At 70.0% G+C, this 26,268-nt stretch carries 26 protein-coding genes; all 26 read right to left on the bottom strand.

What is annotated here, in order from left to right; translation table 11 throughout:
- Window positions 1-133 precede the first annotated feature (133 nt).
- The 26 genes from ACWFNE_RS05290 to ACWFNE_RS05415 all read right to left on the bottom strand — a co-directional run bounded on the left by ACWFNE_RS05290 (window position 134) and on the right by ACWFNE_RS05415 (window position 26,263).
- On the bottom strand, window positions 134-319 hold the full coding sequence (locus tag ACWFNE_RS05290; protein ID WP_034625862.1) for a type Z 30S ribosomal protein S14: 186 nt from the start codon (window positions 317-319) through the stop codon (window positions 134-136).
- A gap of 1 nt (window position 320) precedes the next feature.
- Window positions 321-905, bottom strand: coding sequence for a 50S ribosomal protein L5 (gene rplE / locus ACWFNE_RS05295; protein WP_452121406.1), 585 nt, complete (start codon window positions 903-905; stop codon window positions 321-323).
- On the bottom strand, window positions 905-1,246 hold the full coding sequence (gene rplX, locus ACWFNE_RS05300) for a 50S ribosomal protein L24 (protein WP_452121407.1): 342 nt from the start codon (window positions 1,244-1,246) through the stop codon (window positions 905-907). Before rplX ends, rplE begins: the two co-directional genes overlap by 1 nt.
- A 2-nt stretch (window positions 1,247-1,248) precedes the next feature.
- Window positions 1,249-1,617 carry a 50S ribosomal protein L14 gene (gene rplN / locus ACWFNE_RS05305; RefSeq protein WP_034625870.1) on the bottom strand — a complete coding sequence of 123 codons (369 nt, stop codon included), beginning with the start codon at window positions 1,615-1,617 and terminating at the stop codon, window positions 1,249-1,251.
- 132 nt (window positions 1,618-1,749) lie between these two features.
- Entirely contained in the window at window positions 1,750-2,070 is a 321-nt protein-coding gene (rpsQ, locus tag ACWFNE_RS05310) for a 30S ribosomal protein S17 (protein WP_258726087.1), read from the bottom strand.
- Between the two features lie 7 nt (window positions 2,071-2,077).
- Window positions 2,078-2,317, bottom strand: a complete 240-nt coding sequence (gene rpmC / locus ACWFNE_RS05315; RefSeq protein WP_034625876.1) for a 50S ribosomal protein L29 — start codon at window positions 2,315-2,317, stop codon at window positions 2,078-2,080.
- A complete protein-coding gene (gene rplP / locus ACWFNE_RS05320; RefSeq protein WP_123370318.1) occupies window positions 2,317-2,733 on the bottom strand; it encodes a 50S ribosomal protein L16 in 417 nt (138 codons plus the stop codon). The genes rpmC and rplP overlap by 1 nt, the downstream gene beginning before the upstream one ends.
- Window positions 2,734-2,736: 3 nt before the next feature.
- Entirely contained in the window at window positions 2,737-3,579 is an 843-nt protein-coding gene (gene rpsC, locus ACWFNE_RS05325; protein ID WP_034625881.1) for a 30S ribosomal protein S3, read from the bottom strand.
- A complete protein-coding gene (gene rplV, locus ACWFNE_RS05330; protein WP_034625884.1) occupies window positions 3,579-3,950 on the bottom strand; it encodes a 50S ribosomal protein L22 in 372 nt (123 codons plus the stop codon). The genes rpsC and rplV overlap by 1 nt, the downstream gene beginning before the upstream one ends.
- A 55-nt stretch (window positions 3,951-4,005) precedes the next feature.
- The gene (gene rpsS / locus ACWFNE_RS05335) at window positions 4,006-4,287 is read right to left on the bottom strand and encodes a 30S ribosomal protein S19 (protein ID WP_034625887.1); all 282 of its coding nucleotides are present in this window, start codon (window positions 4,285-4,287) and stop codon (window positions 4,006-4,008) included.
- A gap of 12 nt (window positions 4,288-4,299) precedes the next feature.
- Window positions 4,300-5,136, bottom strand: coding sequence for a 50S ribosomal protein L2 (rplB, locus tag ACWFNE_RS05340; RefSeq protein WP_412867584.1), 837 nt, complete (start codon window positions 5,134-5,136; stop codon window positions 4,300-4,302).
- A gap of 34 nt (window positions 5,137-5,170) precedes the next feature.
- Window positions 5,171-5,473 (bottom strand): 50S ribosomal protein L23, encoded by a 303-nt coding sequence (rplW, locus tag ACWFNE_RS05345; protein WP_183295452.1) that lies wholly within the window; start codon window positions 5,471-5,473, stop codon window positions 5,171-5,173.
- Window positions 5,470-6,165, bottom strand: a complete 696-nt coding sequence (rplD, locus tag ACWFNE_RS05350; RefSeq protein ID WP_258726086.1) for a 50S ribosomal protein L4 — start codon at window positions 6,163-6,165, stop codon at window positions 5,470-5,472. Before rplD ends, rplW begins: the two co-directional genes overlap by 4 nt.
- A gap of 4 nt (window positions 6,166-6,169) precedes the next feature.
- Window positions 6,170-6,829, bottom strand: a complete 660-nt coding sequence (gene rplC, locus ACWFNE_RS05355) for a 50S ribosomal protein L3 (protein ID WP_452121408.1) — start codon at window positions 6,827-6,829, stop codon at window positions 6,170-6,172.
- A gap of 22 nt (window positions 6,830-6,851) precedes the next feature.
- A complete protein-coding gene (gene rpsJ / locus ACWFNE_RS05360; RefSeq protein WP_012867945.1) occupies window positions 6,852-7,160 on the bottom strand; it encodes a 30S ribosomal protein S10 in 309 nt (102 codons plus the stop codon).
- A 430-nt stretch (window positions 7,161-7,590) separates the two neighbouring features.
- Window positions 7,591-8,784 (bottom strand): elongation factor Tu, encoded by a 1,194-nt coding sequence (gene tuf, locus ACWFNE_RS05365; protein ID WP_452121409.1) that lies wholly within the window; start codon window positions 8,782-8,784, stop codon window positions 7,591-7,593.
- Window positions 8,785-8,906: 122 nt separating this feature from the next.
- Window positions 8,907-11,009 carry an elongation factor G gene (fusA, locus tag ACWFNE_RS05370; RefSeq protein ID WP_452121410.1) on the bottom strand — a complete coding sequence of 701 codons (2,103 nt, stop codon included), beginning with the start codon at window positions 11,007-11,009 and terminating at the stop codon, window positions 8,907-8,909.
- 45 nt (window positions 11,010-11,054) lie between these two features.
- Complete coding sequence (gene rpsG, locus ACWFNE_RS05375; RefSeq protein ID WP_034625909.1) at window positions 11,055-11,525, bottom strand: 30S ribosomal protein S7; 471 nt, start codon at window positions 11,523-11,525, stop codon at window positions 11,055-11,057.
- 2 nt (window positions 11,526-11,527) lie between these two features.
- A complete protein-coding gene (gene rpsL / locus ACWFNE_RS05380) occupies window positions 11,528-11,899 on the bottom strand; it encodes a 30S ribosomal protein S12 (protein ID WP_452121411.1) in 372 nt (123 codons plus the stop codon).
- Window positions 11,900-12,312: 413 nt separating this feature from the next.
- Window positions 12,313-12,684, bottom strand: a complete 372-nt coding sequence (locus ACWFNE_RS05385) for a hypothetical protein (RefSeq protein WP_452121412.1) — start codon at window positions 12,682-12,684, stop codon at window positions 12,313-12,315.
- Window positions 12,684-14,033, bottom strand: coding sequence for a C2 family cysteine protease (locus tag ACWFNE_RS05390; RefSeq protein ID WP_452121413.1), 1,350 nt, complete (start codon window positions 14,031-14,033; stop codon window positions 12,684-12,686). The genes ACWFNE_RS05385 and ACWFNE_RS05390 overlap by 1 nt, the downstream gene beginning before the upstream one ends.
- A gap of 287 nt (window positions 14,034-14,320) precedes the next feature.
- The gene (locus ACWFNE_RS05395; protein WP_452121414.1) at window positions 14,321-18,190 is read right to left on the bottom strand and encodes a DNA-directed RNA polymerase subunit beta'; all 3,870 of its coding nucleotides are present in this window, start codon (window positions 18,188-18,190) and stop codon (window positions 14,321-14,323) included.
- 116 nt (window positions 18,191-18,306) lie between these two features.
- Window positions 18,307-21,816 (bottom strand): DNA-directed RNA polymerase subunit beta, encoded by a 3,510-nt coding sequence (gene rpoB / locus ACWFNE_RS05400; RefSeq protein WP_452121415.1) that lies wholly within the window; start codon window positions 21,814-21,816, stop codon window positions 18,307-18,309.
- A gap of 483 nt (window positions 21,817-22,299) precedes the next feature.
- Window positions 22,300-22,686, bottom strand: a complete 387-nt coding sequence (gene rplL, locus ACWFNE_RS05405; protein WP_141371860.1) for a 50S ribosomal protein L7/L12 — start codon at window positions 22,684-22,686, stop codon at window positions 22,300-22,302.
- Window positions 22,687-22,769: 83 nt separating this feature from the next.
- Window positions 22,770-23,303, bottom strand: a complete 534-nt coding sequence (rplJ, locus tag ACWFNE_RS05410; protein WP_452121416.1) for a 50S ribosomal protein L10 — start codon at window positions 23,301-23,303, stop codon at window positions 22,770-22,772.
- A gap of 341 nt (window positions 23,304-23,644) precedes the next feature.
- Window positions 23,645-26,263 carry a CHAT domain-containing protein gene (locus ACWFNE_RS05415; protein WP_452121417.1) on the bottom strand — a complete coding sequence of 873 codons (2,619 nt, stop codon included), beginning with the start codon at window positions 26,261-26,263 and terminating at the stop codon, window positions 23,645-23,647.
- Window positions 26,264-26,268: the final 5 nt, after the last annotated feature.

The following is a 26,268-nucleotide window of genomic DNA, read 5'->3' on the forward strand; positions in this document are numbered from 1 at the left end:
GCAAAGACGCGTAAGGAGGTCTGCGGTGGGGGCGGTCGTCGTCGGGGGGCTCAACCCTTTCCTTCCGGGGGCATCGACGCGGGGGTCCGCCCCCCCCCACACCACCGGGGCACAGACCTTCGGCGTAGTGGTTTTACCAGGAGCTCTTGGTGAGCCCGGGCAGCTCGCCGCGGTGCGCCATCTCACGGACGCAGATGCGGCAGAGGCCGAACTTGCGGTACACGCTGTGCGGACGTCCGCACCGCTGGCACCGGGTGTAGCCGCGCACCTTGAACTTCGGGGTCCCGGCGGCCTTGTTGACCAGGGCGGTCTTCGCCATGTCAGTCCTCCTTGAAGGGGAAGCCGAGACGCTTCAGCAGCGAGCGGCCCTCGTCGTCGGTCGAGGCGGTCGTCACGATCGTGATGTCCATGCCGCGCACGCGGTCGATCTTGTCCTGGTCGATCTCGTGGAACATGGACTGCTCCGTGAGACCGAACGTGTAGTTGCCGTGCCCGTCGAACTGCTTCGGCGACAGCCCGCGGAAGTCGCGGATGCGCGGAAGAGCGGTCGAGAGCAGGCGGTCGAGGAACTCCCAGGCCCGGTCGCCCCGCAGCGTGACGTGCGCGCCGATCGGCATGCCCTCACGCAGCTTGAACTGGGCGATGGACTTGCGAGCCTTCGTGACCTGCGGCTTCTGACCCGTGATGAGGGTCAGGTCGCGGATCGCGCCCTCGATGAGCTTGGAGTCCTTGGCGGCGTCACCGACACCCATGTTCACGACGACCTTGACGATCCGCGCGACCTGGTTGACGTTGGCGTGGCTGAACTCCTCGCGCAGCGCCGGGACGATGTCCTCGGCGTAGCGGAGCTTGAGACGCGGCTTGAGCGGCGCGTCCGGCGTGGTGGTGTCGTCGATCGCGGTCATCAGATGTCCTTACCGGAGCGCTTGGCGACGCGGACCCGGACGTTACGGGTGCGGCCGTCGCGCTCGACCTGCTCGGTGCGGTAGCCGACCCGGGTGCCCTTCTTGGTCTCCGGGTCCACCAGCATCACGTTGCTGATGTGGATGGGGGCCTCGATGGTCTCGATGCCACCCGTGCGGGTGCCGCGCGCCGACTGGCCGGCCTTCGTGTGCTTGGTCACGCGCTGCACGCCCTCGACGACGACGCGCTGCGTCTCCGTCAGGACCTCGAGCACGCGGCCCTGCTGGCCCTTGTCGCGGCCCGAGATGACGACGACGAGGTCGCCCTTCTTGATCTTCGCCATGGTCAGAGCACCTCCGGAGCCAGCGAGATGATCTTCATGAACTTCTTGTCACGCAGCTCCCGGCCCACCGGGCCGAAGATGCGCGTGCCACGAGGCTCACCGTCGTTCTTGAGGATCACGGCCGCGTTCTCGTCGAACTTGATGTACGAGCCGTCGGGACGCCGACGCTCCTTGCGGGTGCGGACGATGACCGCCTTGACGACGTCGCCCTTCTTGACGTTGCCGCCCGGGATCGCGTCCTTGACCGTCGCGACGATCACGTCACCGATGCCGGCGTAGCGACGCCCGGAGCCACCGAGGACGCGGATGCACAGAATCTCCTTGGCACCCGTGTTGTCGGCGACCCGAAGTCGGGACTCCTGCTGAATCATCTACTGAACTCCTGTCGTCTGCCGGTTCTCGCGGGGCGAGCCTGGCCGAACGTGTCGTTGCCGTCGTGCACACGTCGCTCCGGCCGAGGTGACTCGGCCGGAGCCCGTGGGCAACCTTGAGTACTGCGGGACCTACTTGGCTTTCTCGAGGATCTCCACCAGGCGGAACCGCTTGGTGGCCGAGAGGGGACGCGTCTCCATGATCAGGACGAGGTCGCCGACACCGGCGGTGCCGGCCTCGTCGTGCGCCTTGACCTTGCTCGTGCGCCGGATGACCTTGCCGTAGAGCGGGTGCTTGACCCGGTCCTCGACCTCCACCACGACGGTCTTCTCCATCTTGTCGCTCACCACGTACCCGCGGCGGACCTTGCGGTCCGCACGGGCGGCAGCGGCGACGGTGGTCTCCTCGGCAGCCGAGGAGGCCGTTGCCTTGTCGTCAGTCTTCGCGCTCATCGTGACCTCACTCGCTCGCGCTCGGGGCGGTACGGATTCCGAGCTCGCGCTCGCGCAGGATCGTGTAGATCCGGGCGATGTCGCGGCGCACGGCCTTGAGCCGCCCGTGGCTCTCGAGCTGGCCCGTCGCCGACTGGAAGCGGAGGTTGAACAGCTCCTCCTTGGCCTTCTTCAGCTCGGCGACCAGGCGCTCGTCGTCGAAGGCGTCCAGCTCGCTGGGAGCCAGGTCCTTGGTTCCGATAGCCATCAGTTACCACCCTCGCGAACCACGAAACGGGTCTTCATCGGGAGCTTGTGCTGCGCGCGGCGCATGGCCTCGCGAGCCAGCGGCTCCGGGACGCCGGCGAGCTCGAAGAGAACTCGACCCGGCTTGACGTTGGCGATCCACCACTCGGGCGAGCCCTTGCCGGAACCCATGCGGGTCTCGGCGGGCTTCTTCGTGAGCGGACGGTCCGGGTAGATGTTGATCCAGACCTTGCCGCCACGCTTGATGTGGCGGGTCATCGCGATACGAGCAGCCTCGATCTGCCGGTTCGTGACGTAGGCCGGCTCGAGAGCCTGGATGCCGTACTCACCGAACGAGATCGACGTGCCACCGGTCGCGGCGCCGGAGCGCCCCGGGTGATGCTGCTTGCGGTGCTTCAGCCTGCGCGGGATCAGCACGGCTCAGGCCTCCGTTCCGGACTCAGGAGCAGGAGCGGCCGACTCGGTCGCTGCTGCCGGGGCCTCGGCCGCGGCCTCGGCCGGAGCCTCGGTGCGGTCGTTGCGACGCGGCGCGCCGCCACGGGCCGGACGCTCGCCGCCACGGTCCTGACGCGGACCGCGGGCCGGCCGCGGAGCCTGAGTCGCCTGCTCGCGGGCGAACTCCTTCTCCGTCATGTCGCCCTTGTAGACCCAGACCTTGACGCCGATGCGCCCGAAGGTCGTGCGGGCCTCGAAGAAGCCGTAGTCGATGTTCGCGCGCAGCGTGTGCAGCGGCACACGACCCTCGCGGTAGAACTCCGTACGGCTCATCTCCGCGCCACCGAGGCGGCCGGAGACCTGCACCCGGATGCCCTTGGCACCCGCGCGCTGGGCGCTCTGGATGCCCTTGCGCATGGCACGGCGGAACGAGACACGGCTCGCGAGCTGCTCGGCGATGCCCTGGGCGACCAGCTGGGCCTCGATCTCGGCGTTCTTGACCTCGAGGATGTTCAGCTGGACCTGCTTGCCCGTGAGCTTCTCGAGCTCGCCGCGGATGCGGTCGGCCTCCGCGCCGCGACGCCCGATGACGATGCCCGGGCGGGCGGTGTGGATGTCGACGCGGACGCGGTCGCGCGTGCGCTCGATCTCGACCTTGGCGATGCCCGCGCGCTCCAGACCCGTGCTCATGAGCTTGCGGATCTGCACGTCCTCACGGACGTAGTCGCGGTAGCGCTGCCCCGGCTTGGTGGAGTCGGCGAACCAGCGCGAACGGTGGTCTGTCGTGATGCCCAGGCGATACCCGAGCGGGTTGACCTTCTGTCCCACTATCGGGTCCTTCCCTTCGTGCTCTCGCGCTCCGCGACCACGACCGTGATGTGGCTCGTGCGCTTGAGGATCTGGCTGGCACGGCCCTGCGCCCGGGGGCGGAACCGCTTGAGGGTCGGACCCTCGTCGACGTACACCTCGGAGATGTAGAGGTCCTGCTCGTCCAGACGCTCGTTCGCGCGCTTCGCACCCTCACGGGCGTTCGCGATCGCGCTCTCGACCACCTTGAGGACGGTCTCCCCCGCGGCCTGCGGTGCGAACTTCAGCACCGCCACGGCCTCGCCGGCCTGCTTGCCACGGATGAGGTCCACGACGCGCCGGGCCTTCTGGGGCGTGACGCGGACGAACCGCGCCTTCGCCTTGGCTTCCATTGCTGTCCTGCCTTCTGTCTCTGCCGTCAAGGACGTCACCTGTCTGACCCGGGGGTCAGCGGCGACGGCCCTTCCGGTCGTCCTTCTCGTGGCCGCGGAACGTACGCGTGGGGGCGAACTCGCCGAGCTTGTGCCCGACCATCGACTCCGTGACGAACACCGGCGTGTGCTTGCGGCCGTCGTGCACCGCGAACGTGTGACCGAGGAAGTCCGGCGTGATCATCGAACGGCGGGACCAGGTCTTGATGACGGCCTTGGTCCCCTTCTCGTTCTGGACGTCGACCTTCTTCTGCAGGTGGCCGTCGACGAACGGGCCCTTCTTCAGGCTGCGTGGCATCTCAGGCTCCTATCAGCGCTTCTTGCCGGTGCGCCGGCGGCGCACGATGAGCTTGTCGCTCGGCTTGTTCGGACGGCGGGTACGACCCTCGGCCTGCCCCCAGGGGCTGACCGGGTGACGACCACCGGAGGTCTTGCCCTCACCACCACCGTGCGGGTGGTCGATCGGGTTCATCGCGACACCGCGGACGGAGGGGCGCTTGCCCTTCCAGCGCATGCGGCCGGCCTTGCCCCAGTTGATGTTCGACTGCTCGGCGTTGCCCACCTCGCCGACCGTGGCGCGGCAGCGCAGGTCGACGTTGCGGATCTCGCCGGAGGGCATGCGCAGCTGCGCGTACGGACCGTCCTTGGCGACGAGCTGCACGGACGCACCAGCCGAACGGGCGATCTTCGCGCCGCCACCGGGCTTGAGCTCGATGGCGTGGATGACCGTACCGGTCGGGATGTTGCGCAGCGGCAGGTTGTTGCCGGGCTTGATGTCCGCCGTGGCGCCGTTCTCGACGACGTCACCCTGCGACAGCTTGTTCGGCGCGATGATGTAGCGCTTCTCGCCGTCCGCGTAGTGCAGGAGCGCGATGCGCGCGGTGCGGTTGGGGTCGTACTCGATGTGCGCGACCTTGGCCGGGACGCCGTCCTTGTCGTGGCGACGGAAGTCGATGACGCGGTACGCACGCTTGTGACCGCCACCCTGGTGGCGCATGGTCACGCGACCGGTCGAGTTACGACCGCCGGTCTTGTGCAGCGGGCGAACCAGCGACTTCTCCGGCGTGGAGCGCGTGATCTCGACGAAGTCGGCGACGCTGGAGCCACGGCGGCCCGGCGTCGTCGGCTTGTACTTGCGGATTCCCATGGGGATCTGTCCTCAATCTGCTCTCAGGACGGCGTCAGCCGACCGGTCCGCCGAAGATGTCGATGGTGCCCTCGCGGAGGGTCACGATCGCCCGCTTGGTGTCCTTGCGGCGCCCGATGCCGAACTTCGTCCGGCGCGCCTTGCCCTTGCGGTTGATCGTGTTCACCGAGGCGACCTTGACCGAGAAGATCTGCTCGATCGCGATCTTGATCTCGGTCTTGTTCGCGCGCGGGTCCACGATGAACGTGTACTTGCCCTCGTCGAGCAGCCCGTAGCTCTTCTCCGAGACGACCGGAGCGAGCAGGATGTCGCGGGGGTCCTTGGCGACGGCGGTCACTTCGTCTCCTCCTCAGCAGCCTCGGACTCCGTGGCCACCGCAGTTGCGCCCCGACCCTTGGCCGGGCCGGCGAGGAACGCGTCGAGCGCGCCCTGCGTGAAGACGACGTCGTCCGAGATCAGCACGTCGTAGGTGTTGAGCTGGTCGGCGACCAGCAGGTGCACCCGCTCGACGTTGCGCAGCGACTTCCAGGTGATCTCGTCCTGGCGCTCGACCACGACGAGGACGTTCTTGCGGCCCGAGAGGTTCGCGAGAACCTGCAGGGCGGACTTGGTCGACGGCGCGGCGCCCGGCGCGAAGCCGGAGACGACGTGCACGCGACCGGCACGGGCGCGGTCCGAGAGAGCACCGCGGAGCGCCGCGGCCTTCATCTTCTTCGGGGTCCGCTGGGAGTAGTCACGCGGCTGCGGGCCGTGGACGACGCCACCACCGGCGAACTGCGGGGCGCGGGTCGAGCCCTGACGGGCGCGGCCGGTGCCCTTCTGCTTGTAGGGCTTCTTGCCGCCACCACGGACCTCTCCACGAGTCTTCGTGGAGTGCGTGCCCTGGCGCGCCGCAGCGAGCTGCGCGACGACGACCTGGTGGATCAGCGGGACGTTCGTCTGGACGTCGAAGACCTCGGCGGGCAGGTCGGCGGTGCCGGCCTTCTTGCCGTCGGCGTTCAGGACGTCCACGGTGAGGGTCTCAGACATGAGCTCATGCCCCCTTCGCGGCGGAGCGCACGACGACGACGCCACCCTTGGGGCCGGGAACGGCGCCCTTGACGAGCACCAGGCCCCTCTCGGCGTCGATCGCGTGCACGGTGAGGTTCTGGGTCGTCTGACGGTCGACGCCCATGCGGCCGGCCATGCGCATGCCCTTGAAGACGCGCGACGGCGTCGAGGCGCCACCGATCGAGCCGGGCTTGCGGTGGTTCCGGTGCGAGCCGTGGGAGGCCGAGACGCCGTGGAAGCCGTGACGCTTCATGACGCCCGCGGTGCCCTTGCCCTTGGTGGTGCCGATGACGTCGACCTTGGCGCCGGCCTCGAAGGCCGCCGCGGTGATCTCCTGGCCGAGCGTGTACTCGGCGGCGTCCGACGTGCGGATCTCGGCCACGTGCCGGCGCGGGGTGACCCCGGCCTTCTCGAAGTGGCCCTTCAGCGGCTGGCTCACCTTGCGCGGGTCGATCTGGCCGTAGGCCAGCTGGACCGCGGCGTAGCCGTCCGTGTCAGCGGAGCGGACCTGGGTCACGACGTTGGTGCCGACCTGGAGCACGGTGACGGGGACGAGACGCCCGTTGGCGTCCCAGACCTGCGTCATGCCGAGCTTCGTGCCGAGCAGCGCCGTGACGGGGCGCGCGTTCTGCTGGGTAGTCATAGAGATCAGTTCCTTCCCAGCGTCAGAGCTTGATCTCGATGTTCACGTCCGCGGGCAGGTCGAGACGCATGAGCGAGTCGACCGCCTTCGGCGTGGGATCGATGATGTCGATGAGCCGCTTGTGCGTGCGCATCTCGAAGTGCTCGCGGCTGTCCTTGTACTTGTGAGGCGACCGGATGACGCAGAAGACGTTCTTCTCCGTCGGCAGCGGCACCGGACCCACGACCGTCGCACCAGCGCGCGTCACCGTGTCGACGATCTTGCGCGCCGAGCTGTCGATGACCTCGTGGTCGTAGGACTTGAGCCGGATGCGGATCTTCTGTCCCGCCATGGCGTCGTCTACTTCTCTCTCTCGAACCGCTTCTGTCCGACCCCCGCACTCGGGCGTGTCGCTCTGCACGACATACCTTTGCGCTGCGCACCGGCCACTCAGGACCCGTGCGAGGTCGTTGGTTGCTGACTGAGCCCCGCCACCGGGTGACCCCGGGGCCTGCAGGACTCTCAACGTGTCTGCGCCCGGGCGGGTCATGCGCACCCACAGCTGGACCTCCGACGGGGCTGAACCCCGCGCAGATCCGCACACTCTCGTGTGCACAGTGGCGCGCACCCTCACCGGGCAACCTCGCTAGTGTGCCAGATCCCCTGCAGGAACTCCAATCCCTGCCGGCAGTGACGCTGCACACCCGAACGCCCTCTCCCCCGGCGGACCGCCCGGGGGCATGCGAAGGGCCCGGGTGCGAGCACCCGGGCCCTTCGTCAGATCACTTGATGATCTTGATGACGCGACCCGAACCGACGGTCCGGCCACCCTCACGGATGGCGAAGCCGAGGCCCTCCTCCATCGCGATCGGCTGGATCAGCTGGACCGAGATCTCGGTGTTGTCGCCGGGCATGACCATCTCGGTGCCCTCGGGCAGCGTGATGACGCCGGTGACGTCCGTCGTGCGGAAGTAGAACTGGGGGCGGTAGTTCCCGTAGAACGGGTTGTGACGGCCACCCTCGTCCTTCGCCAGGATGTAGACCTGGCCCTCGAACTCGGTGTGCGGCGTGATCGAGCCGGGCTTGACGACGACCTGGCCGCGCTCGACCTCCTCGCGCTTCGTGCCGCGGAGGAGCAGACCGACGTTCTCGCCGGCCTCGGCGTAGTCGAGCAGCTTGCGGAACATCTCGACGCCGGTGACCGTGGTCTTGATCGCCTTCTCCTTGATGCCGACGATCTCCACCTCCTCGTTCACCTTGAGCGAGCCACGCTCGACACGACCGGTGACGACCGTGCCACGGCCCGTGATCGTGAAGACGTCCTCGATCGGCATGAGGAACGGCTTGTCGATGTCGCGGACCGGGTCCGGGACGTTCTCGTCGACCGCGTCCAGCAGGTCCTCGACGGACTTGACCCACTGCGGGTCGCCCTCGAGCGCCTTCAGGCCGGAGACGCGCACGACCGGCACGTCGTCGCCGGCGAAGCCCTGCGCCGTGAGGAGCTCGCGCACCTCCATCTCGACGAGGTCCAGGATCTCCTCGTCGTCGACCATGTCCGTCTTGTTGAGCGCAACGAGCAGGTACGGGACGCCGACCTGACGGGCGAGCAGGACGTGCTCACGCGTCTGGGCCATCGGGCCGTCGGTCGCCGCGACCACGAGGATCGCGCCGTCCATCTGCGCCGCACCCGTGATCATGTTCTTGATGTAGTCGGCGTGACCAGGAGCGTCGACGTGCGCGTAGTGGCGCTTCTCCGTCTGGTACTCGACGTGCGCGATGTTGATCGTGATACCGCGCTGCTTCTCCTCCGGCGCCTTGTCGATCTCGTCGAACGGCGTGAAGGGGTTGAGGTCGGGGTACTTGTCGTGCAGCACCTTCGAGATCGCGGCCGTCAGCGTGGTCTTGCCGTGGTCGACGTGACCGATCGTGCCGATGTTGACGTGCGGCTTGGTGCGCTCGAACTTCGCCTTGCCCACTGTGGGTCCTCCTCAGGACTCTGGTAGAGATTTCCGGATCGCTCCCGACCATGCTGGCACGGTCGGGAGCGTTCGGTCCTACGGGTCGGGTGGTTGGTACTTCAGGTGTCGACCTGTGGGACCTACTCGCCCCGGGTCTTCTTGATGATCTCCTCGGCAACGTTACGAGGAACCTCGGCGTAGCTGTCGAACTGCATCGAGTACACGGCACGACCCTGGGTCTTGGACCGCAGGTCGCCGACGTAGCCGAACATCTCGGAGAGCGGGACCTGGGCCCGGATCACCTTGACGCCGGTCGCGTCCTCCATGGACTGGATCATGCCTCGGCGGGAGTTGATGTCGCCGATGACCTCACCCATGTAGTCCTCGGGCGTGCGCACCTCGACGGCCATGACCGGCTCCAGCAGGACCGGGTCGGCCTTGCGGACGGCTTCCTTGAGGATCATCGAGCCCGCGATCTTGAACGCCATCTCCGAGGAGTCGACGTCGTGCGCAGCGCCGTCGAGCAGGGTGGCCTTGACGCCCACGAGCGGGAAGCCCGCCAGGACGCCGAGCTCCATCGCGCTCTGGATGCCGGCGTCGACCGACGGGATGTACTCCCGCGGGATGCGACCACCGGTGACCTTGTTCTCGAACTCGTACAGCTCGCCCTCGGCAGGGTCCAGGGGCGCGAAGGACATCTGCACCTTGGCGTACTGGCCCGACCCACCGGTCTGCTTCTTGTGGACGTAGTCGATCTTCTCGACGGCCCGACGGATCGTCTCGCGGTACGCGACCTGCGGCTTGCCGACGTTGGCCTCGACCTTGAACTCGCGCCGCATGCGGTCGACGAGGATGTCGAGGTGGAGCTCACCCATGCCGCCGATGACGGTCTGGCCGGTCTCGTCGTCGTGGCGGACCCGGAACGTCGGGTCCTCCTCGGCGAGCTTCTGGATCGCGACGCCCAGCTTCTCCTGGTCGCCCTTCGTCTTCGGCTCGATCGCCACGTCGATGACGGGCTCCGGGAACGTCATCGACTCGAGGACCACCGGTGCGGCGAGGTCGCACAGGGTGTCGCCGGTCGTGACGTCCTTGAGCCCGATGAACGCGTAGATGTGGCCGGCCGTGGCGTCCTCGACCGGGTTCTCCTTGTTGGAGTGCATCTGGAAGAGCTTCCCGATGCGCTCCTTCTTGCCCTTGGTCGCGTTGAGCACCTGGGCGCCCTGCGAGACCTTGCCCGAGTAGACCCGGACGTAGGTCAGCTTCCCGAAGAACGGGTGCGAGGCGACCTTGAACGCGAGGGCCGAGAACGGCTCCGTCGAGTCGGGGTGGCGCTCGACGACGATCTCCTCGTCGCGCACGTCGTGGCCCTGCACGGCAGGCACGTCGAGCGGCGTGGGGAGGTAGTCGATGACGGCGTCGAGCATGGGCTGGACGCCCTTGTTCTTGAACGCCGAGCCGCACAGGACCGGGTAGGCCTCGCTCGCCACGGTGAGCTTGCGGATGCCCGCCTTGATCTCCGCGACCGTGAGCTCCTCGCCGCCGAGGTACTTCTCGAGCAGCGCCTCGTCGGTCTCGGCGACGGCCTCGATGAGCTCGGCGCGGTACTGCTCCGCCTTCTCCACGAGGTCGGCCGGGATCTCCTCGGTCGAGTACTCCTCGCCCAGCGCGGTCTCGCCGCGCCAGACGAGGGCCTTCTGCTCGACCAGGTCGACGACGCCGATGAAGTCGTTCTCGGAGCCGATCGGGAGCTGGATGACGAGCGGCTTGGCCTTCAGGCGGTCGACGATGGTCTTGACCGTGAAGTAGAAGTCGGCGCCGAGCTTGTCCATCTTGTTGACGAAGCAGATGCGCGGGACCTCGTACTTGTCCGCCTGCCGCCACACCGTCTCGGACTGGGGCTCGACCCCCTCCTTGCCGTCGAACACCGCGACCGCACCGTCGAGGACGCGCAGCGAGCGCTCGACCTCGACCGTGAAGTCCACGTGGCCCGGGGTGTCGATGATGTTGATCTGGTTGTTCTTCCAGTAGCAGGTCGTCGCGGCCGACGTGATCGTGATGCCGCGCTCCTGCTCCTGCTCCATCCAGTCCATCGTCGACGCGCCGTCGTGCGTCTCACCGATCTTGTAGTTGACCCCGGTGTAGAACAGGATCCGCTCGGTGGTCGTCGTCTTGCCGGCATCGATGTGCGCCATGATGCCGATGTTGCGGACCTTGTTCAGGTCCGTCAGCACGTCCAGTGCCACGTGTTCAGCCCCTTGTCGGTTGGCTCGGGTTCGCGGAAGCCGGGATTACCAGCGGTAGTGCGCGAACGCCTTGTTGGACTCGGCCATCTTGTGCATGTCCTCGCGACGCTTGACCGCGGCACCGAGGCCGTTGCTGGCGTCGAGGATCTCGTTCATGAGGCGCTCGGTCATCGTCTTCTCGCGGCGAGCGCGCGAGTAGTCGGTGAGCCAGCGCAGGGCCAGCGTCGTCGAGCGCACGGGGCGGACCTCGACGGGGACCTGGTAGGTCGCGCCACCGACGCGGCGCGAGCGGACCTCGAGCGCGGGGCGGACGTTCTCGAGCGCACGCTTGAGCACAACGACCGGGTCGCCCTGCGTCTTCTCGCGGACGCCCTCGAGCGCGCCGTAGACGATGTGCTCGGCGACGGACTTCTTGCCGTCGAGCAGCACCTTGTTGATGAGCTGCGTGACGACCGGCGACCCGTAGACGGGGTCGATGACGAGCGGCCGCTTCGGGGCCGGACCCTTGCGAGGCATGGTCAGCCCACCTTCTTCGCGCCGTAGCGGCTGCGCGCCTGCTTGCGGTTCTTCACGCCCTGCGTGTCGAGGGCGCCACGGACGATCTTGTAGCGGACGCCGGGCAGGTCCTTCACACGACCGCCGCGCACGAGCACGATCGAGTGCTCCTGCAGGTTGTGGCCGACACCCGGGATGTACGCCGTGACCTCGATCTGGCTCGAGAGCTTGACGCGCGCGACCTTGCGGAGAGCCGAGTTCGGCTTCTTCGGGGTGGTCGTGTAGACGCGGGTGCACACACCGCGGCGCTGCGGGCTGCCCTGGAGCGCGGGGGTCTTCGACTTGTTCACTTTCGCCTGCCGGCCCTTGCGGACCAGCTGCTGGATCGTAGGCACTACGTCTCCGAGTCTGTTGGTGGAACTCTGGTCGACCGGGTCCCTGCCCGGTCCGGATGGACCGCCGGCCCGCGACCGGCACCGTGCTGCGCACGGCCCTCGACCTCGTCCCGCCGGCCCGAAGGCCTTTCCTCCTGCACCGACGAACACCGACCCCCGCACCCGGGCGTGTCGCCCTGTCTGCCCGCGGCGGTCCTCGTCGAAGCTGTCATCGACGGGGGTTCGCACGCGGAGAAGAGGTCTCCACCCGGTGCACCCGTCCCCGTCCGGGGATCGAACCCCGGGGACGTCAGGCGGTGTGCACGCACGAGGGCCCGACGGCGCGGGCACGGTGTCCTACGTTACCGGCGAGTGCACAGGACGTCAAAGGGCAGGAGGGCGCACCGAGCGTGACGTCGACGACCCCGGACGGGTCACTCCGGCAGGATCCACACGGTCGTCCCGTCGCCACCGGCCTCGCCGGCCGGCTGCTCCGAGCCGTCGACGTCGACCTCGAGGAGCTCGAACGTCAGGCCGCCCACCGTCGCGCCGTCACCGACGGCGACCTCGGCGCTGTCCGGCGTGCCGCCCGGCTCGCTCACGTCGATGCGCGCGCCCTCGGCGCTCGCCTGGTAGGCGATCACGCGCAGCCCCTCCACGGGCGTCGGCACGTTCACCTGCAGGGCCACGGCCCCCTCGGGTCGCTCCACGGCAGGCTCCTCGTCCGCCCCGCAGGCCGTCACCGTCCCGACGAGCAGCGTCACCCCCGCCAGCGCGGCGAGCAGTGTCCGTCCGGTCGGGCGCATCAGGAGACCTCGTTGACGTAGATGTGGCTGAAGGTCGTGCGGAAGTCACTGTAGGACAGGGTGATCGGCGGGTACGACGACCCCCACGGGTTCACGATCGTCACCGTCCCGGCCTCCGGGTCGACCGACCGGACGTAGTACGCGTGGTTCGAGGGCACCCCGCCCTCCGCCGCCGACCTGTCGTAGATCGGCGGGTTCTCGTCGCGGTCCTCCGGGAACGAGGCGAGCGTGATCGCCCCGCCGTCCCCGAGCACGCTCGCCAGGTCGCCGAGGGAGCGGTCGTCGTCCTCGAGCGACGACGCGGAGCTCTCGCGACCCGTGACCACCTCGAGCCCCAGGCCCGGCGAGTCCCCCTCGATCGTCGCGTAGTCGCCCCAGTGCAGCGCGAGCGCCTTCTCCATCACGAGCGGCCACAGCTCGTAGCCCTTCGTCCTGCCGTCCGCGAGGGTCTGCTTCGGGGCGAAGGTGAAGGCCGGGTCGCCCGCGGCGCTCAGCACCATCTCGGGAGTCACCGTCACGTCGACGGGCCGGCCGTCGTCGTACAGCCGCACGGTGAACGTGCCGTTCGGGTTCTGGGTGATAGCCCGCTCGATCATCCCCGGGTCGGCCTGCGCGACCGCCATGAGCGACGCCATGTACCAGCAGTCGCCGATCTGGCCCTGGGCGATGTCCTCGGGGTCGACCCCGCCCACGACGAGCTGCCCGTCGATCTCGCCGTAGCGCCCCGAGTTCGCGACGCTCTCCGGCTTGTCGCGCGCGCCGTCGCCACCGACCTCGTCGAAGCGCGGCTGCAGCTCGTCGGTGAAGCCCGCGAGCCGGTCCAGCGTCGCCCTGCTCCCCCGTGTCGCCAGCAGCTCCCACAGCTCGCGCCGCTGCTCGCGGTCCCAGCCGCCCTGGAACCAGCCGTCGTCGAGCTCGTCGACCCACTGCTCGAGCTCCTCGTCCGACATGCCCGCGACGAGAGAATCGAGCTCGGCGCCGTTGAGGCCCGCCACCGCGTCACGCGCCTGGTCGAGGTCGCCGCCCCGCACCCCGAGGAAGCCGCCGTCGAGCGCGTCGCGGATCGAGTCCCGCGCGTCGGACACCTTCCCGTCGTCGACCGCCTCCGGGCCGCCGGTCGCGTTCGCGAAGCGGCCGTCGTCGCCCGACACCGGTGCCGCTCCCCCGCCGGAGCCGTCGGGCCGCAGCGCCGACACGCCGTCGTCGCCGTAGCGGGTCGGGACGTCGGTGCCGCCGCACGTCCCCGCCTGCGTGCCCAGCGACCGCAGCTCGCACGCGAGCGCCTGCCCGTACCCCGAACCGAGCACCGCCGCGACGGCCGCCGTCACCAGCAGCGCCGCGATCACCACGTGCCCAGGTACTCGAGGGTGCTCGCGCCCCGGTCCGCCTCGACGCGCCGCCGAAGTTCCGCGCCTGCCCTGCGCTCCGTCTTCACGCGGCGGAGCCTGGCAGGGCGCACGCTCCCGGCGGTGGGCCCACGAGCCCATGTCCGGACCCGGACGCACCGGGCATCCCGCCCTCTCGCGGGTGACCGGCGACGGCCCTCCGGGGGTGGCCGGCCCCGGGAACGCCCGAGGGGGCCCACCTCGCGGTGGACCCCCTCGGGTCGTCGGTCACACGGACCGGGTGGCTCGGCTCAGCGGAACTCGCCGAAGTCGATGTCCTCGAGCGGGATCGCCTCGCCCGAGCCGAGGCCCAGGGCGGGGAAGTCGATCTCGTCGTAGCCGAAGGACGGGTACAGCTCGGCCTTCGCCTCCTCGGTGGGCTCGACCGCCACGTTGCGGTAGCGGGCCAGGCCCGTACCGGCGGGGATGAGCTTGCCGAGGATGACGTTCTCCTTGAGGCCGAGCAGCGGGTCGCTGCGGCCCGACATCGCGGCCTCGGTGAGGACACGCGTCGTCTCCTGGAAGGAGGCCGCGGACAGCCACGAGTCCGTCGCGAGCGACGCCTTCGTGATGCCCATCAGCTCCGGACGACCCGAGGCCGGCTGACCACCCTCGGAGACCGCACGGCGGTTCGCGTCCTCGAAGCGGCCGCGCTCGGCGAGCTCGCCCGGCAGCAGGTCCGTGTCGCCCGAGTCGAGGACCGTGATCCGGCGGAGCATCTGCCGGACGATGACCTCGATGTGCTTGTCGTGGATGTCCACACCCTGCGAGCTGTAGACGACCTGCACCTCGTCGACCAGGTGCTTCTGCGTCGCACGCGGGCCGAGGATGCGCAGGACCTTCTTCGGGTCCACCGCACCCTGGACGAGCTGGGTGCCGACCTCGACGTGGTCGCCGTCCGAGACCAGGAGGCGCGAGCGCTTCGTGATCGGGTAGGCGAGCTCCTCGGAGCCGTCGTCGGGCGTGAGCAGGATGCGACGCACCCGGTCCGACTCGTCGATCGTGATCCGGCCCGAGAACTCCGCGATCGGACCCTCACCCTTGGGGGTGCGAGCCTCGAAGAGCTCCTGGATACGGGGCAGACCCTGCGTGATGTCGTCGGCCGACGCCACACCACCGGTGTGGAACGTACGCATCGTGAGCTGCGTGCCGGGCTCACCGATCGACTGGGCCGCGATGATGCCGACGGCCTCGCCGATGTCGACGAGCTTGCCGGTCGCGAGCGAACGGCCGTAGCACTTGGCGCACGTGCCCACGCGCGACTCGCACGTGAGGACCGAGCGGACCTTGAGGTCCGTCACGCCCGCCGCGAGCAGCGCGTCGATGAGCACGTCGCCGACGTCCTCGCCCGCCTCGCCGATCACGGTGCCGTCGATCTCGACCTCGGTCGCCAGCGTGCGCGAGTACACGCTCGTCTCGACCTTGTCGTGACGGCGCAGCGTGCCGTCGCCCGCCGGGACGCCGACCGTCATGGTCAGGCCACGCTCGGTGCCGCAGTCCTCCTCGCGGACGATGACGTCCTGCGAGACGTCCACCAGACGACGCGTGAGGTAGCCCGAGTCGGCGGTCCGCAGAGCGGTGTCCGCCAGACCCTTGCGGGCACCGTGCGTCGCGATGAAGTACTCGAGGACGGACAGGCCCTCGCGGTAGTTCGCCTTGATCGGGCGCGGGATGATCTCGCCCTTCGGGTTGGCGACCAGACCACGCATGCCGGCGATCTGCCGGACCTGCATCCAATTACCACGCGCCCCGGAGCCCACCATCTTGAAGACGGTGTTCTCCTTCGGGAAGTTCGCGCGCATCGCGTCGGCGACCTTGTCGGTGGCCTGCGTCCAGATCTCGATGAGCTCCTGGCGACGCTCGTCGTCGGTGATGAGGCCCTTCTCGTACTGGCCCTGCACCTTCGCCGCACGCGCCTCGTGCTCCTCGAGGATCTGGGCCTTCGCGGCCGGGGTCGCGACGTCCGAGATGGAGATCGTGACACCGGAGCGGGTGGCCCAGCGGAAGCCGGCCTCCTTGAGCGCGTCGAGGGACGCCGCGACGGCGACCTTCGGGTAGCGCTCGGCGAGGTCGTTGACGATGACCGAGAGGCGCTTCTTGTCGACGACGCCGTTCTCGTACGGGTAGTCGACCGGGAGCAGCTCGTTGAACAGCGCGCGACCCAGGGTCGTGTCGAAGACGAGCGCGTCGCCCTCCGTCCAGCCCTCCGGCCCCTCGCCCTCGGCGAGGACGAGCTCCTCGAGACGGATCTTGATCTTCGCGTTCAGGTCGAGCGAGCCCTGGTCGAACGCCATGATCGCCTCGGAGACCGAGGAGAACTGTCGACCCTCGCCCAGCGCGCCGTCCTTGTCGCTCGTCAGGTGGAACAGGCCGATGATCATGTCCTGCGAGGGCATGGTCACCGGACGGCCGTCCGACGGCTTGAGGATGTTGTTGCTCGAGAGCATGAGGATGCGGGCCTCGGCCTGCGCCTCCGCGCTCAGGGGCAGGTGCACGGCCATCTGGTCACCGTCGAAGTCGGCGTTGAACGCCGCGCAGACGAGCGGGTGCAGGTGGATCGCCTTGCCCTCGACGAGCTGCGGCTCGAACGCCTGGATGCCCAGACGGTGCAGCGTGGGCGCACGGTTCAGCAGCACCGGGTGCTCGGTGATGACCTCCTCGAGCACGTCCCACACGACCGGGCGCGCGCGCTCGACCATGCGCTTCGCCGACTTGATGTTCTGCGCGTGGTTGAGGTCCACGAGGCGCTTCATCACGAACGGCTTGAACAGCTCGAGCGCCATCTGCTTGGGCAGACCGCACTGGTGCAGCTTGAGCTGCGGGCCGACGACGATGACCGAGCGGCCCGAGTAGTCGACGCGCTTGCCGAGCAGGTTCTGGCGGAACCGCCCCTGCTTGCCCTTGAGCATGTCCGAGATCGACTTGAGCGGGCGGTTTCCCGGACCCGTCACCGGACGGCCGCGGCGGCCGTTGTCGAACAGCGAGTCCACGGCCTCCTGGAGCATCCGCTTCTCGTTGTTGACGATGATCTCGGGTGCGCCGAGGTCCAGCAGCCGCTTGAGGCGGTTGTTGCGGTTGATGACGCGGCGGTACAGGTCGTTCAGGTCCGACGTGGCGAAGCGGCCACCGTCGAGCTGGACCATCGGGCGCAGGTCCGGCGGGATGACCGGGACCGCGTCGAGGACCATGCCCGTCGGCGAGTTGCTCGTCGTGAGGAACGCGTTGACGACCTTGAGGCGCTTGAGGGCACGCGTCTTGCGCTGGCCCTTGCCGTTCTTGATGATGTCGCGCAGCGACTCGGACTCGGCGTCGAGGTCGAACGCCTCGAGGCGCTTCTGGATCGCCGCGGCGCCCATCGAGCCCTCGAAGTAGTTGCCGTACCGGTCCTGGAGCTGGCGGTAGAGCATCTCGTCGCCCTCGAGGTCCGCGACCTTGAGGTTCTTGAATCGGTCCCAGACCGTGTCGAGGCGCTCGAGCTCGGCGTCCGCACGCTTGCGGATCTGCGCCATCTCGCGCTCGGCGGAGTCGCGGACCTTGCGGCGCGCGTCGGCCTTGGCACCCTCGGCCTCGAGCTCGGCCAGGTCGGCCTCGAGCTTGCCCGCGCGGGTGTTGATGTCGTTGTCGCGGCGGTCCGCGATCTCCTTCTTCTCCAGGTCGATCTCGTTCTGGAGGTTCGGGAGGTCCTCGTGCCGGCCGTCGACGTCGACGTGCGTGATCATGTACGCCGCGAAGTAGATGACCTTCTCGAGGTCCTTCGGGGCGAGGTCCAGCAGGTAGCCGAGGCGCGACGGCACACCCTTGAAGAACCAGATGTGCGTGACGGGCGCGGCGAGCTCGATGTGGCCCATGCGCTCACGGCGGACCTTCGAGCGCGTGACCTCGACGCCGCAGCGCTCGCAGATGATGCCCTTGAAGCGCACGCGCTTGTACTTGCCGCAGTAGCACTCCCAGTCCCGGGTCGGACCGAAGATCTTCTCGCAGAAGAGTCCGTCCTTCTCGGGCTTGAGGGTGCGGTAGTTGATGGTCTCGGGCTTCTTCACCTCGCCGTGCGACCAGGTGCGGATGTCCTCGGCCGTGGCCAGGCCGATGCGCAGCTCATCGAAGACGTTGACGTCGAGCAAGGGGGTCCTACTTCCTTCGCTTGCCGGGACTCAGGCGAGTCCTCCGGCGGATGGAGGGTGTGGCGGTGGTGTCGGCCGGGCCGGGCGCGCGTCGTGCACGCCCGGCCGGCTCGGCGTCAGATCTCTTCGATGCTGCTGGCGTTCGGGCGGCGCGACAGGTCGATGCCGAGCTCTTCCGCGGCGCGGTAGACCTCGTCGTCGTTCTCCTTCATGTCGATCGAGACGCCGTCCGAGGACAGCACCTCGACGTTCAGGCAGAGCGACTGCATCTCCTTGAGGAGCACCTTGAACGACTCCGGGATGCCCGAGTCGGGGATGTTCTCACCCTTGACGATGGCCTCGTACACCTTGACGCGCCCGGGGACGTCGTCCGACTTGATGGTCAGGAGCTCCTGCAGCGTGTAGGCAGCGCCGTACGCCTCGAGGGCCCAGACCTCCATCTCGCCGAACCGCTGACCGCCGAACTGCGCCTTACCACCCAGCGGCTGCTGCGTGATCATCGAGTACGGGCCGGTCGAGCGGGCGTGGATCTTGTCGTCGACCAGGTGGTGCAGCTTGAGGATGTACATGTAGCCGACCGCGACCGGCTCCGGGAACGGCTCGCCCGAGCGGCCGTCGAACAGCCGGGCCTTGCCGGTGCCGTCGACCATGCGCTCGCCGTCACGGTTCGGCAGCGTCGAGGACAGCAGGCCCGTCAGGGTCTGCTCCGGGACACCGTCGAACACCGGGGTGGCGACCGGGTTGCCGGCCGGGGAGCTCGCGGCGATCGCCGGGACGCCCTCGCGCCACGACAGGTCGTCGCCCGCGGCGATCTCGATGTCCCAGCCCTGCTTCGCGACCCACCCGAGGTGCGTCTCGAGGACCTGGCCGACGTTCATGCGGCCCGGGACACCCAGCGGGTTGAGGACCACGTCGACCGCGGTGCCGTCCGGGAGGAACGGCATGTCCTCGACGGGAAGGATCTTCGAGATGACGCCCTTGTTGCCGTGGCGGCCGGCGAGCTTGTCGCCGTCCGTGATCTTGCGGCGCTGGGCGATGTAGACGCGGACCAGCTCGTTGACGCCGGCGGGCAGCTCGTCGCCGTCCTCACGGTTGAACGTGCGGACCTCGATGACCGTGCCGGACTCGCCGTGCGGGACCTTGAGCGACGTGTCGCGGACCTCGCGGGCCTTCTCGCCGAAGATCGCGCGCAGCAGGCGCTCCTCCGGCGTCAGCTCCGTCTCGCCCTTGGGCGTGACCTTGCCGACGAGGATGTCGCCCGCGCCGACCTCGGCGCCGATGCGGATGATCCCGCGCTCGTCGAGGTCCGCGAGGACCTCCTCCGAGACGTTCGGGATGTCGCGCGTGATCTCCTCGGGGCCCAGCTTCGTGTCGCGCGCGTCGACCTCGTGCTCCTCGATGTGGATCGAGGAGAGCACGTCGTCCTGCACGAGACGCTGGCTGAGGATGATCGCGTCCTCGTAGTTGTGGCCCTCCCACGACATGAACGCGACGAGCAGGTTCCGGCCGAGCGCGAGCTCGCCCTCGTCCGTCGCCGGGCCGTCCGCGAGCACCGAGCCGGGCTCGACGCGCGCACCGTGGTCGACGAGCACGCGCTGGTTGTAGCTCGTGCCCTGGTTCGAGCGGCGGAACTTCGCGACCCGGTAGGTCGACGTCGTCGCGTCGTCGTTGGCGACCGTGATCAGGTCGGCCGACACCTCGGTGACGACACCGGCCTTCGTCGCGACGATGACGTCACCTGCGTCGACCGCGGCACGACGCTCCATGCCGGTCCCGACGAGCGGGGCCTCGGAGCGCACGAGCGGCACGGCCTGGCGCTGCATGTTCGCGCCCATGAGGGCACGGTTGGCGTCGTCGTGCTCGAGGAACGGGATCAGGGCCGTCGCGACCGACACCATCTGGCGCGGCGAGATGTCCATGTAGTCGACCTGCGCGCCGGGGACGATCTCGACCTCGCCGCCCTTGGTGCGGACCAGGACACGGTCCTCCGCGAACGCACCGCTCGCCTTGAGCGGCGCGTTGGCCTGCGCGATGACGTAGCGGTCCTCGTCGTCGGCCGTGAGGTAGTGCACCTCGTCGGTGACCTTGCCGTTGATGACCTCGCGGTAGGGCGTCTCGACGAAGCCGAACGGGTTGATCCGCCCGTACGTCGCGAGCGAGCCGATCAGGCCGATGTTCGGGCCCTCAGGGGTCTCGATCGGGCACATGCGGCCGTAGTGCGACGGGTGGACGTCACGGACCTCCATGCCGGCGCGGTCACGGGACAGACCACCCGGGCCGAGGGCCGACAGACGCCGCTTGTGCGTCAGGCCCGCGAGCGGGTTGTTCTGGTCCATGAACTGCGAGAGCTGCGACGTGCCGAAGAACTCCTTGATCGACGCCACGACCGGGCGGATGTTGATCAGGGTCTGCGGCGTGATCGCCTCGACGTCCTGCGTCGTCATGCGCTCGCGCACGACGCGCTCCATCCGCGACAGGCCCGTGCGGACCTGGTTCTGGATGAGCTCGCCGACCGCGCGGATGCGACGGTTGCCGAAGTGGTCGATGTCATCGGTCTCGACGCGGACGTCGACGGGCTCGCCGGCGCGCTGGCCGTTGATCGTCGCGACGTCGGCGTGCAGCGCGGCGAGGTACTTGATCGTCGCGACGATGTCCGCCGTGGACAGCACCGAGTCGCCCAGGGGCACGTCGATGCCGAGCTTCTTGTTGACCTTGTAGCGGCCGACCTTCGCGAGGTCGTAGCGCTTCGGGTTGAAGTAGAAGTTCTCGATGAGCGCGCGGCCGGCCTCGACCGTGGGCGGCTCGCCCGGGCGGATCTTGCGGTACAGGTCGAGCAGGGCCTCGTCCTCGGTCGAGACGTGGTCCTTCTCGAGGGTGTCGATGACGGCGGGGAACTGCGCGAACTCCTCGCGGATCTCCGACTCCGTCATGCCGAGCGCCTTGAGCAGCACCGTGGCGTTCTGCTTGCGCTTGCGGTCGACGCGGACGCCGACGTTGTCGCGCTTGTCGATCTCGAACTCGAGCCACGCGCCACGGCTCGGGATGATCTTGGCGGTGAAGACGTCCTTGTCGGACGTCTTGTCGGCCGTGCGCTCGAAGTAGACGCCCGGGGAGCGGACGAGCTGGGAGACGACGACGCGCTCGGTGCCGTTGATGATGAACGTGCCGCGCTCGGTCATGAGCGGGAAGTCGCCCATGAACACGGTCTGGCTCTTGATCTCACCGGTGGTGTAGTTGACGAACTCGGCCGTGACGAACAGCGGGGCCGCGTAGGTGAAGTCCTTCTCCTTGCACTCCTCGGCCGTGTACTTTGCCGGCTCGAAGCGGTGCTCGCGGAAGGACAGCGACATCGAGCCGCCGAAGTCCTCGATCGGGGAGATCTCCTCGAAGATCTCCTCGAGGCCTGCGGTCTCCGGGACGTCCTGACGGCCGGCCTCGAGCGCGGCGGCCACGCGGGCCTGCCACTTCTCGTTGCCGAGGAGCCAGTCGAAGTTCTCGGTCTGGAGGCCCAGGAGGTCGGGGACCTCGAGCGGCTCGTGGATCTTCGCAAAGCTGATGCGACGGGATGCGGTGCGGTTCGCGATGGCGTCGGCGGACGGTGCAGAAGGGGTGCGCGAGGCAGCCAAGAGGGGTCCTTCCCTGCGGATCGAGTTCACGCTGCGCAGGGCCCGGCGGGTCGCGGTCCCCCGGCCGCGAGCCCGGTCGACGTCGCGCACGACGAAGTCGACAGGCTCGGGTTATACGGGATCGCGGGCACAGGCCAGCGCAAAGCGCTAGCGTAGCCGACGGGCGCACGCCTGTCCAGACGGCCACGCCCGACCGCTCTCGACCCGGGCGAAGGACCCCGGCCCGGGGAGGTGCGGCGAACGCCGTCGGCGCCCATGGTGGCACACCACGGACGCGCGCGCACCACTCGTCCGGTGGACGCCGCTCGACTCCTCCGCCGGACGCGCACCCGGCGCCGTCGACCCCGGTCACCCGGGCCCGGACGGACCGAGGCCCGCACCCCTCGGGGTGCGGGCCTCGGCCTGCGGTGCAGAGCTCTCCTCGTGCGCAGGAGACGCCCGGGCTGGGCTCAGCGCGCAGCGCTCAGCACCCGGGCGGGCGGGTCACTTGACGGTGACGGTCGCGCCCGCGCCCTCGAGCGCGGCGACAGCCTTGTCGGCCGCCTCCTTGCTGACACCCTCGAGCACGGCCTTGGGGGCGGCGTCGACGAGGTCCTTGGCCTCCTTGAGGCCCAGGCTCGTGAGGGCGCGCACCTCCTTGATGACCTGGATCTTCTTGTCGCCGGCAGCCTCGAGGACGACGTCGAACTCCGACTTCTCCTCGACCTCCTCGACCTCGGCGGCCGCGCCGCCGCCGGCAGCGGCAACCGCGACGGGCGCGGCGGCGGTGACCTCGAAGACCTCCTCGAAGGCCTTCACGAACTCGGAGAGCTCGATGAGCGTGAGCTCCTTGAACGCGTCGATGAGCTCGTCGGTGGTGAGCTTCGCCATGATGGCGTGTCCTTCCGTACGGTGCCCGCAGGTCCGGTCAGACCGTCGCGGGGCAGGGGTGGGGAGCGCGTGAGCCGGGTGGCTCAGGCGGCAGCGTCAGCCGACTCCTCGCGCTTGACGCGCAGGGCCTCGACGGTGCGCACGGCCTGGGCCGAGGGCGCGGTGAACAGGTACGCCGCCTTGAACAGCGACGCCTTGAGCACGCCGGCCGTCTTGGCCAGCAGGACCTCACGGGACTCGAGGTCCGCGAGCTTGGTGACCTCCGCAGCGGTCAGGGCGCGTCCGTCGAGGACACCGCCCTTGATGACCAGTGCAGGGTTCGCCTTGGCGAAGTCACGCAGACCCTTGGCAGCCTCGACCGGGTCACCGGTCACGAAGGCGATGGCCGAGGGCCCGGCGAGGCTGGCGTCAGGAACCTCGACGCCTGCCTGCTTGGCCGCGATGGCGGTCAGCGTGTTCTTCACCACGGCGTAGGTTGCGTTGCCGCTGAGCGCGCGCCGCAGCTGCTTGAGCTGGGCGACGGTGAGCCCGCGGTACTCGGTCAGCACGGCAGCGTTCGAGTCGCGGAACTGGTCCGTGAGCTCGGCGACTGCGGCTGCCTTGTCCGGCCTCGCCATGGCAATCCTTCCGATGGTGGTGCCGCCGGTCTGGGACCCCGGGCCCCGGACAGCAAAAGAGCCCCGCGCAGGCGCGGGGCTCTCATCGGGACACGCGCCACGGGGCACCGTCCGTACGGGAACTCTCACCTGCGCTGGCCTCCGCTGCTGCGGAACTTCGGGCGGCCTCCGGGCGCCGAGCAGTGCTCGGGTGAAACCGGGAGCCGACGACCTGCGGTCTTGGGCGGGACCACGATACGTCACGCGCGGCGTGGGACCAAACCGGGTCCGCGGGCCCCGCGGACCACGACCGACCGCGGCGCGTCTCGGGGACCGCGGCACGAGGCAAACGCGCGCGGGCGTCAGACCGGGGCGCCGAGGCAGACCAGCGGGACCAGCGTGCCGTCCGCGGCACTGCCCTCGCTCGTGGCGACCGCGAGCGCGTCCGCCACGGGCACCCCCGCCCGCAGGAGCCCGTGCAGCCGGGTCATCACGCGCAGCGCCGTCTCGTCCGGCAGCGGCGCGATCGCGGCGACGACGCACCCGACACCCGCGCGCAGCAGCACGCTCGCGAGGCCCAGCGCCTCACCGCCGGGGCGCACGCTCGACCGGCCCACCTCGCAGCACGAGAGCACCACGAGCTGTGGGGCCGAGCCGCCCGCGTCGAGCTCGTGCGCGAACAGCGGCCCGTCCGCGAGCCGGACCGACGAGAAGAGCGGGTTGTCGGGCTCGTGGCGCCCGTGGGCCGCGAGGTGCACCACCCCGGGGCTCGCGAGCAGCCGGATCGTCTCGGCGCACGTCGCGTCCTCCCCCGTCAGGACCGTCGACCCGGACCACAGCCGCGCCACCTCCTCGGCCTCGGTCGCCGAGTGCCGCAGCCCGGGCCCCGCCACGGCGCTGACCGCGAGCGGTGCGACCGACGCGGAGCCCGCGTACGTGAGCCAGTGGTGCACCGAGGGGGCCACGACCGTCGCCAGGCCGCGCCGCGCGCCGAGCAGCGACCAGGGCAGCAGGCCGAGCCAGCCGCTCGCGACGACGACGAGTCGCTCCGGGGTGCGCGTCGCCGGGTCGAGCATCACGCCGAGGTCGTCCAGGCCCCGCCCGAGCGAGCGGCCCGCCGCCGCGCGCAGCTCCTGCGGCACCAGCGGGTTCGACACGACCTCGAGGTCGGCGTGCACCCGACGGGTCTGCTCGCGCGCCCGCCCGGCGTCACCCAGGAGCTGCAGCCCGACGTGCTCGCCCTGGACCCGCACGGCGAGCAGCTCGCCGCGGTGCTCGAGCACGTCCAGCACCGTCGTGCCCGGCCGGGCGCGGAGCGCCGCGCGGACCTGGCGCACCGTGCCGACCCGGTCCTCCCCCACGTCGCCGGACCGGTGCCACGAGCGGGCCAGGATCGCCTGCTTGAGGCGCAGCCCCTCGCGGCGCACGCGCGTGCGCTCCCGGTCCGTCGCGGGCCGCGTCATGACCTCCCGGGCACCGTCGATGAGCTGGCGGAGCTCCGCGAGCAGCGCCGCGGAGTCCGGGTCGCTCGGCGGGTTGACCCGCTGCGTCCCGCCGACGACGGCGCGCGTGCGCTCCGCCGCGTCGAGGAGCGCGCCGGGCTGGCCGGACGCCAGCGCGAGGTCGAGGTCCATCCGTGCGAGCTGGGTGCCGTGCACGGCGCCGGCCGTGCGCAGGTCGAGCGACCCGAACCGGGACCGGTGCACGCCCAGGTCACGCTGGCCCTCGCGGACGTGCCGGCCGGCGCGCGCCGGGTCCTGGGCCGCGAGCGCGAGCAGCGCCCGGACGCGGCGGCCGTGCAGCCGCACCGAGATCGGGTCGCCGGCCGCGACCGGGCCCAGCGCCGTGAGGCAGGCCGCCGGGTCCGCGAGCACACCCCGGGCGAGGTCCGCCTCGAGCGCGACGAGCGACGCGGCGTACGCCCACACCGGCCGACCCGAGCGCCGGCACTGCTCCGCGAGGCGCGACGCACGCCCCGACACCGACGCCCACGCGCGCCGGGCCGCCGCGTCGACGACCGGGAGCTCGTCGGGCCGCGCCTCGAGCGCCGCCGTCTCCACCTGCAGCCCCAGCAGGGTCGCGCGCAGGACCCACGCCTCGTCACCGCGCCGCGCGAACCGGCGGCGCGCCGACGCCGCGAACGCCCGGGCCTGCTCGACGTCTCCGCGCAGCATCGCGCACTCGGCGCGCGCGAGCTCGACCTCGGCGAGGTCGTGCGGCAGCCGGTCGGCCGCGAAGATCTCGGCGGCCTCGGCGAGCGTCGAGTCCGCGACCGCGACCAGGCCCGCCTCGAGGAGCACCCGGGCCCGGTCCAGCAGCGCGATCGCCCGCGCCGGGCCCGGCAGCATGCGCGCCGCGGCCTCCATGCGCTCCAGCGCGAGCGGCAGCCGCCCCGCGAGGAACTCCAGGTACCCGAGGTTGTGCTGCGCCTTGAACACGAGCCGCGGGAACCCCGCGTCCGCGGCCCGCCGTGCGCACTCGGCGAGGTCGGTGCGCGCGAGCTCGAGGTCCCCGCGGTCCATGTGCAGCACGCCGCGGTTGAGCAGCGCCCGGCACGCGTCGATCGGGTCGGCAGCCTCGATGGTCCTGACCGCCGCGTCGAGCTCGCGCAACGAGTCCTCGATGCGCCCCGCGCGCAGGTACAGCAGCCCCCGCAGGCCCGCGAGCGCCGGTCCACGCCCCGGCCATGCCGCGCGCACGCCGTCGGTGTCCGCCGCGAGCTGCCCGAGCCGTGCGAGCTGCGCGCCGACGTCCCCGCGCAGCTCGAAGTCGCTCTTGACGAGCTCGATCGCCGCGCGCGACCGCAGGCGCTCGACGTCCGTCCCTCCCGGGAGGTCGTCGAGCGCCCGCAGGACCGGGCGCAGCCGCCGGGCCGCGCGGGCCGGCTGACCGTCGGCGTTCTCCGCGACCGCGCGGTCGACGGCGTCGGCCAGGCTGCTCAGCGCGACCGGCGCGGTGCGCGGGCCGTCGGGCGGGGGCATCGTCC

The organism is Cellulomonas sp. NPDC055163 (assembly GCF_053607065.1).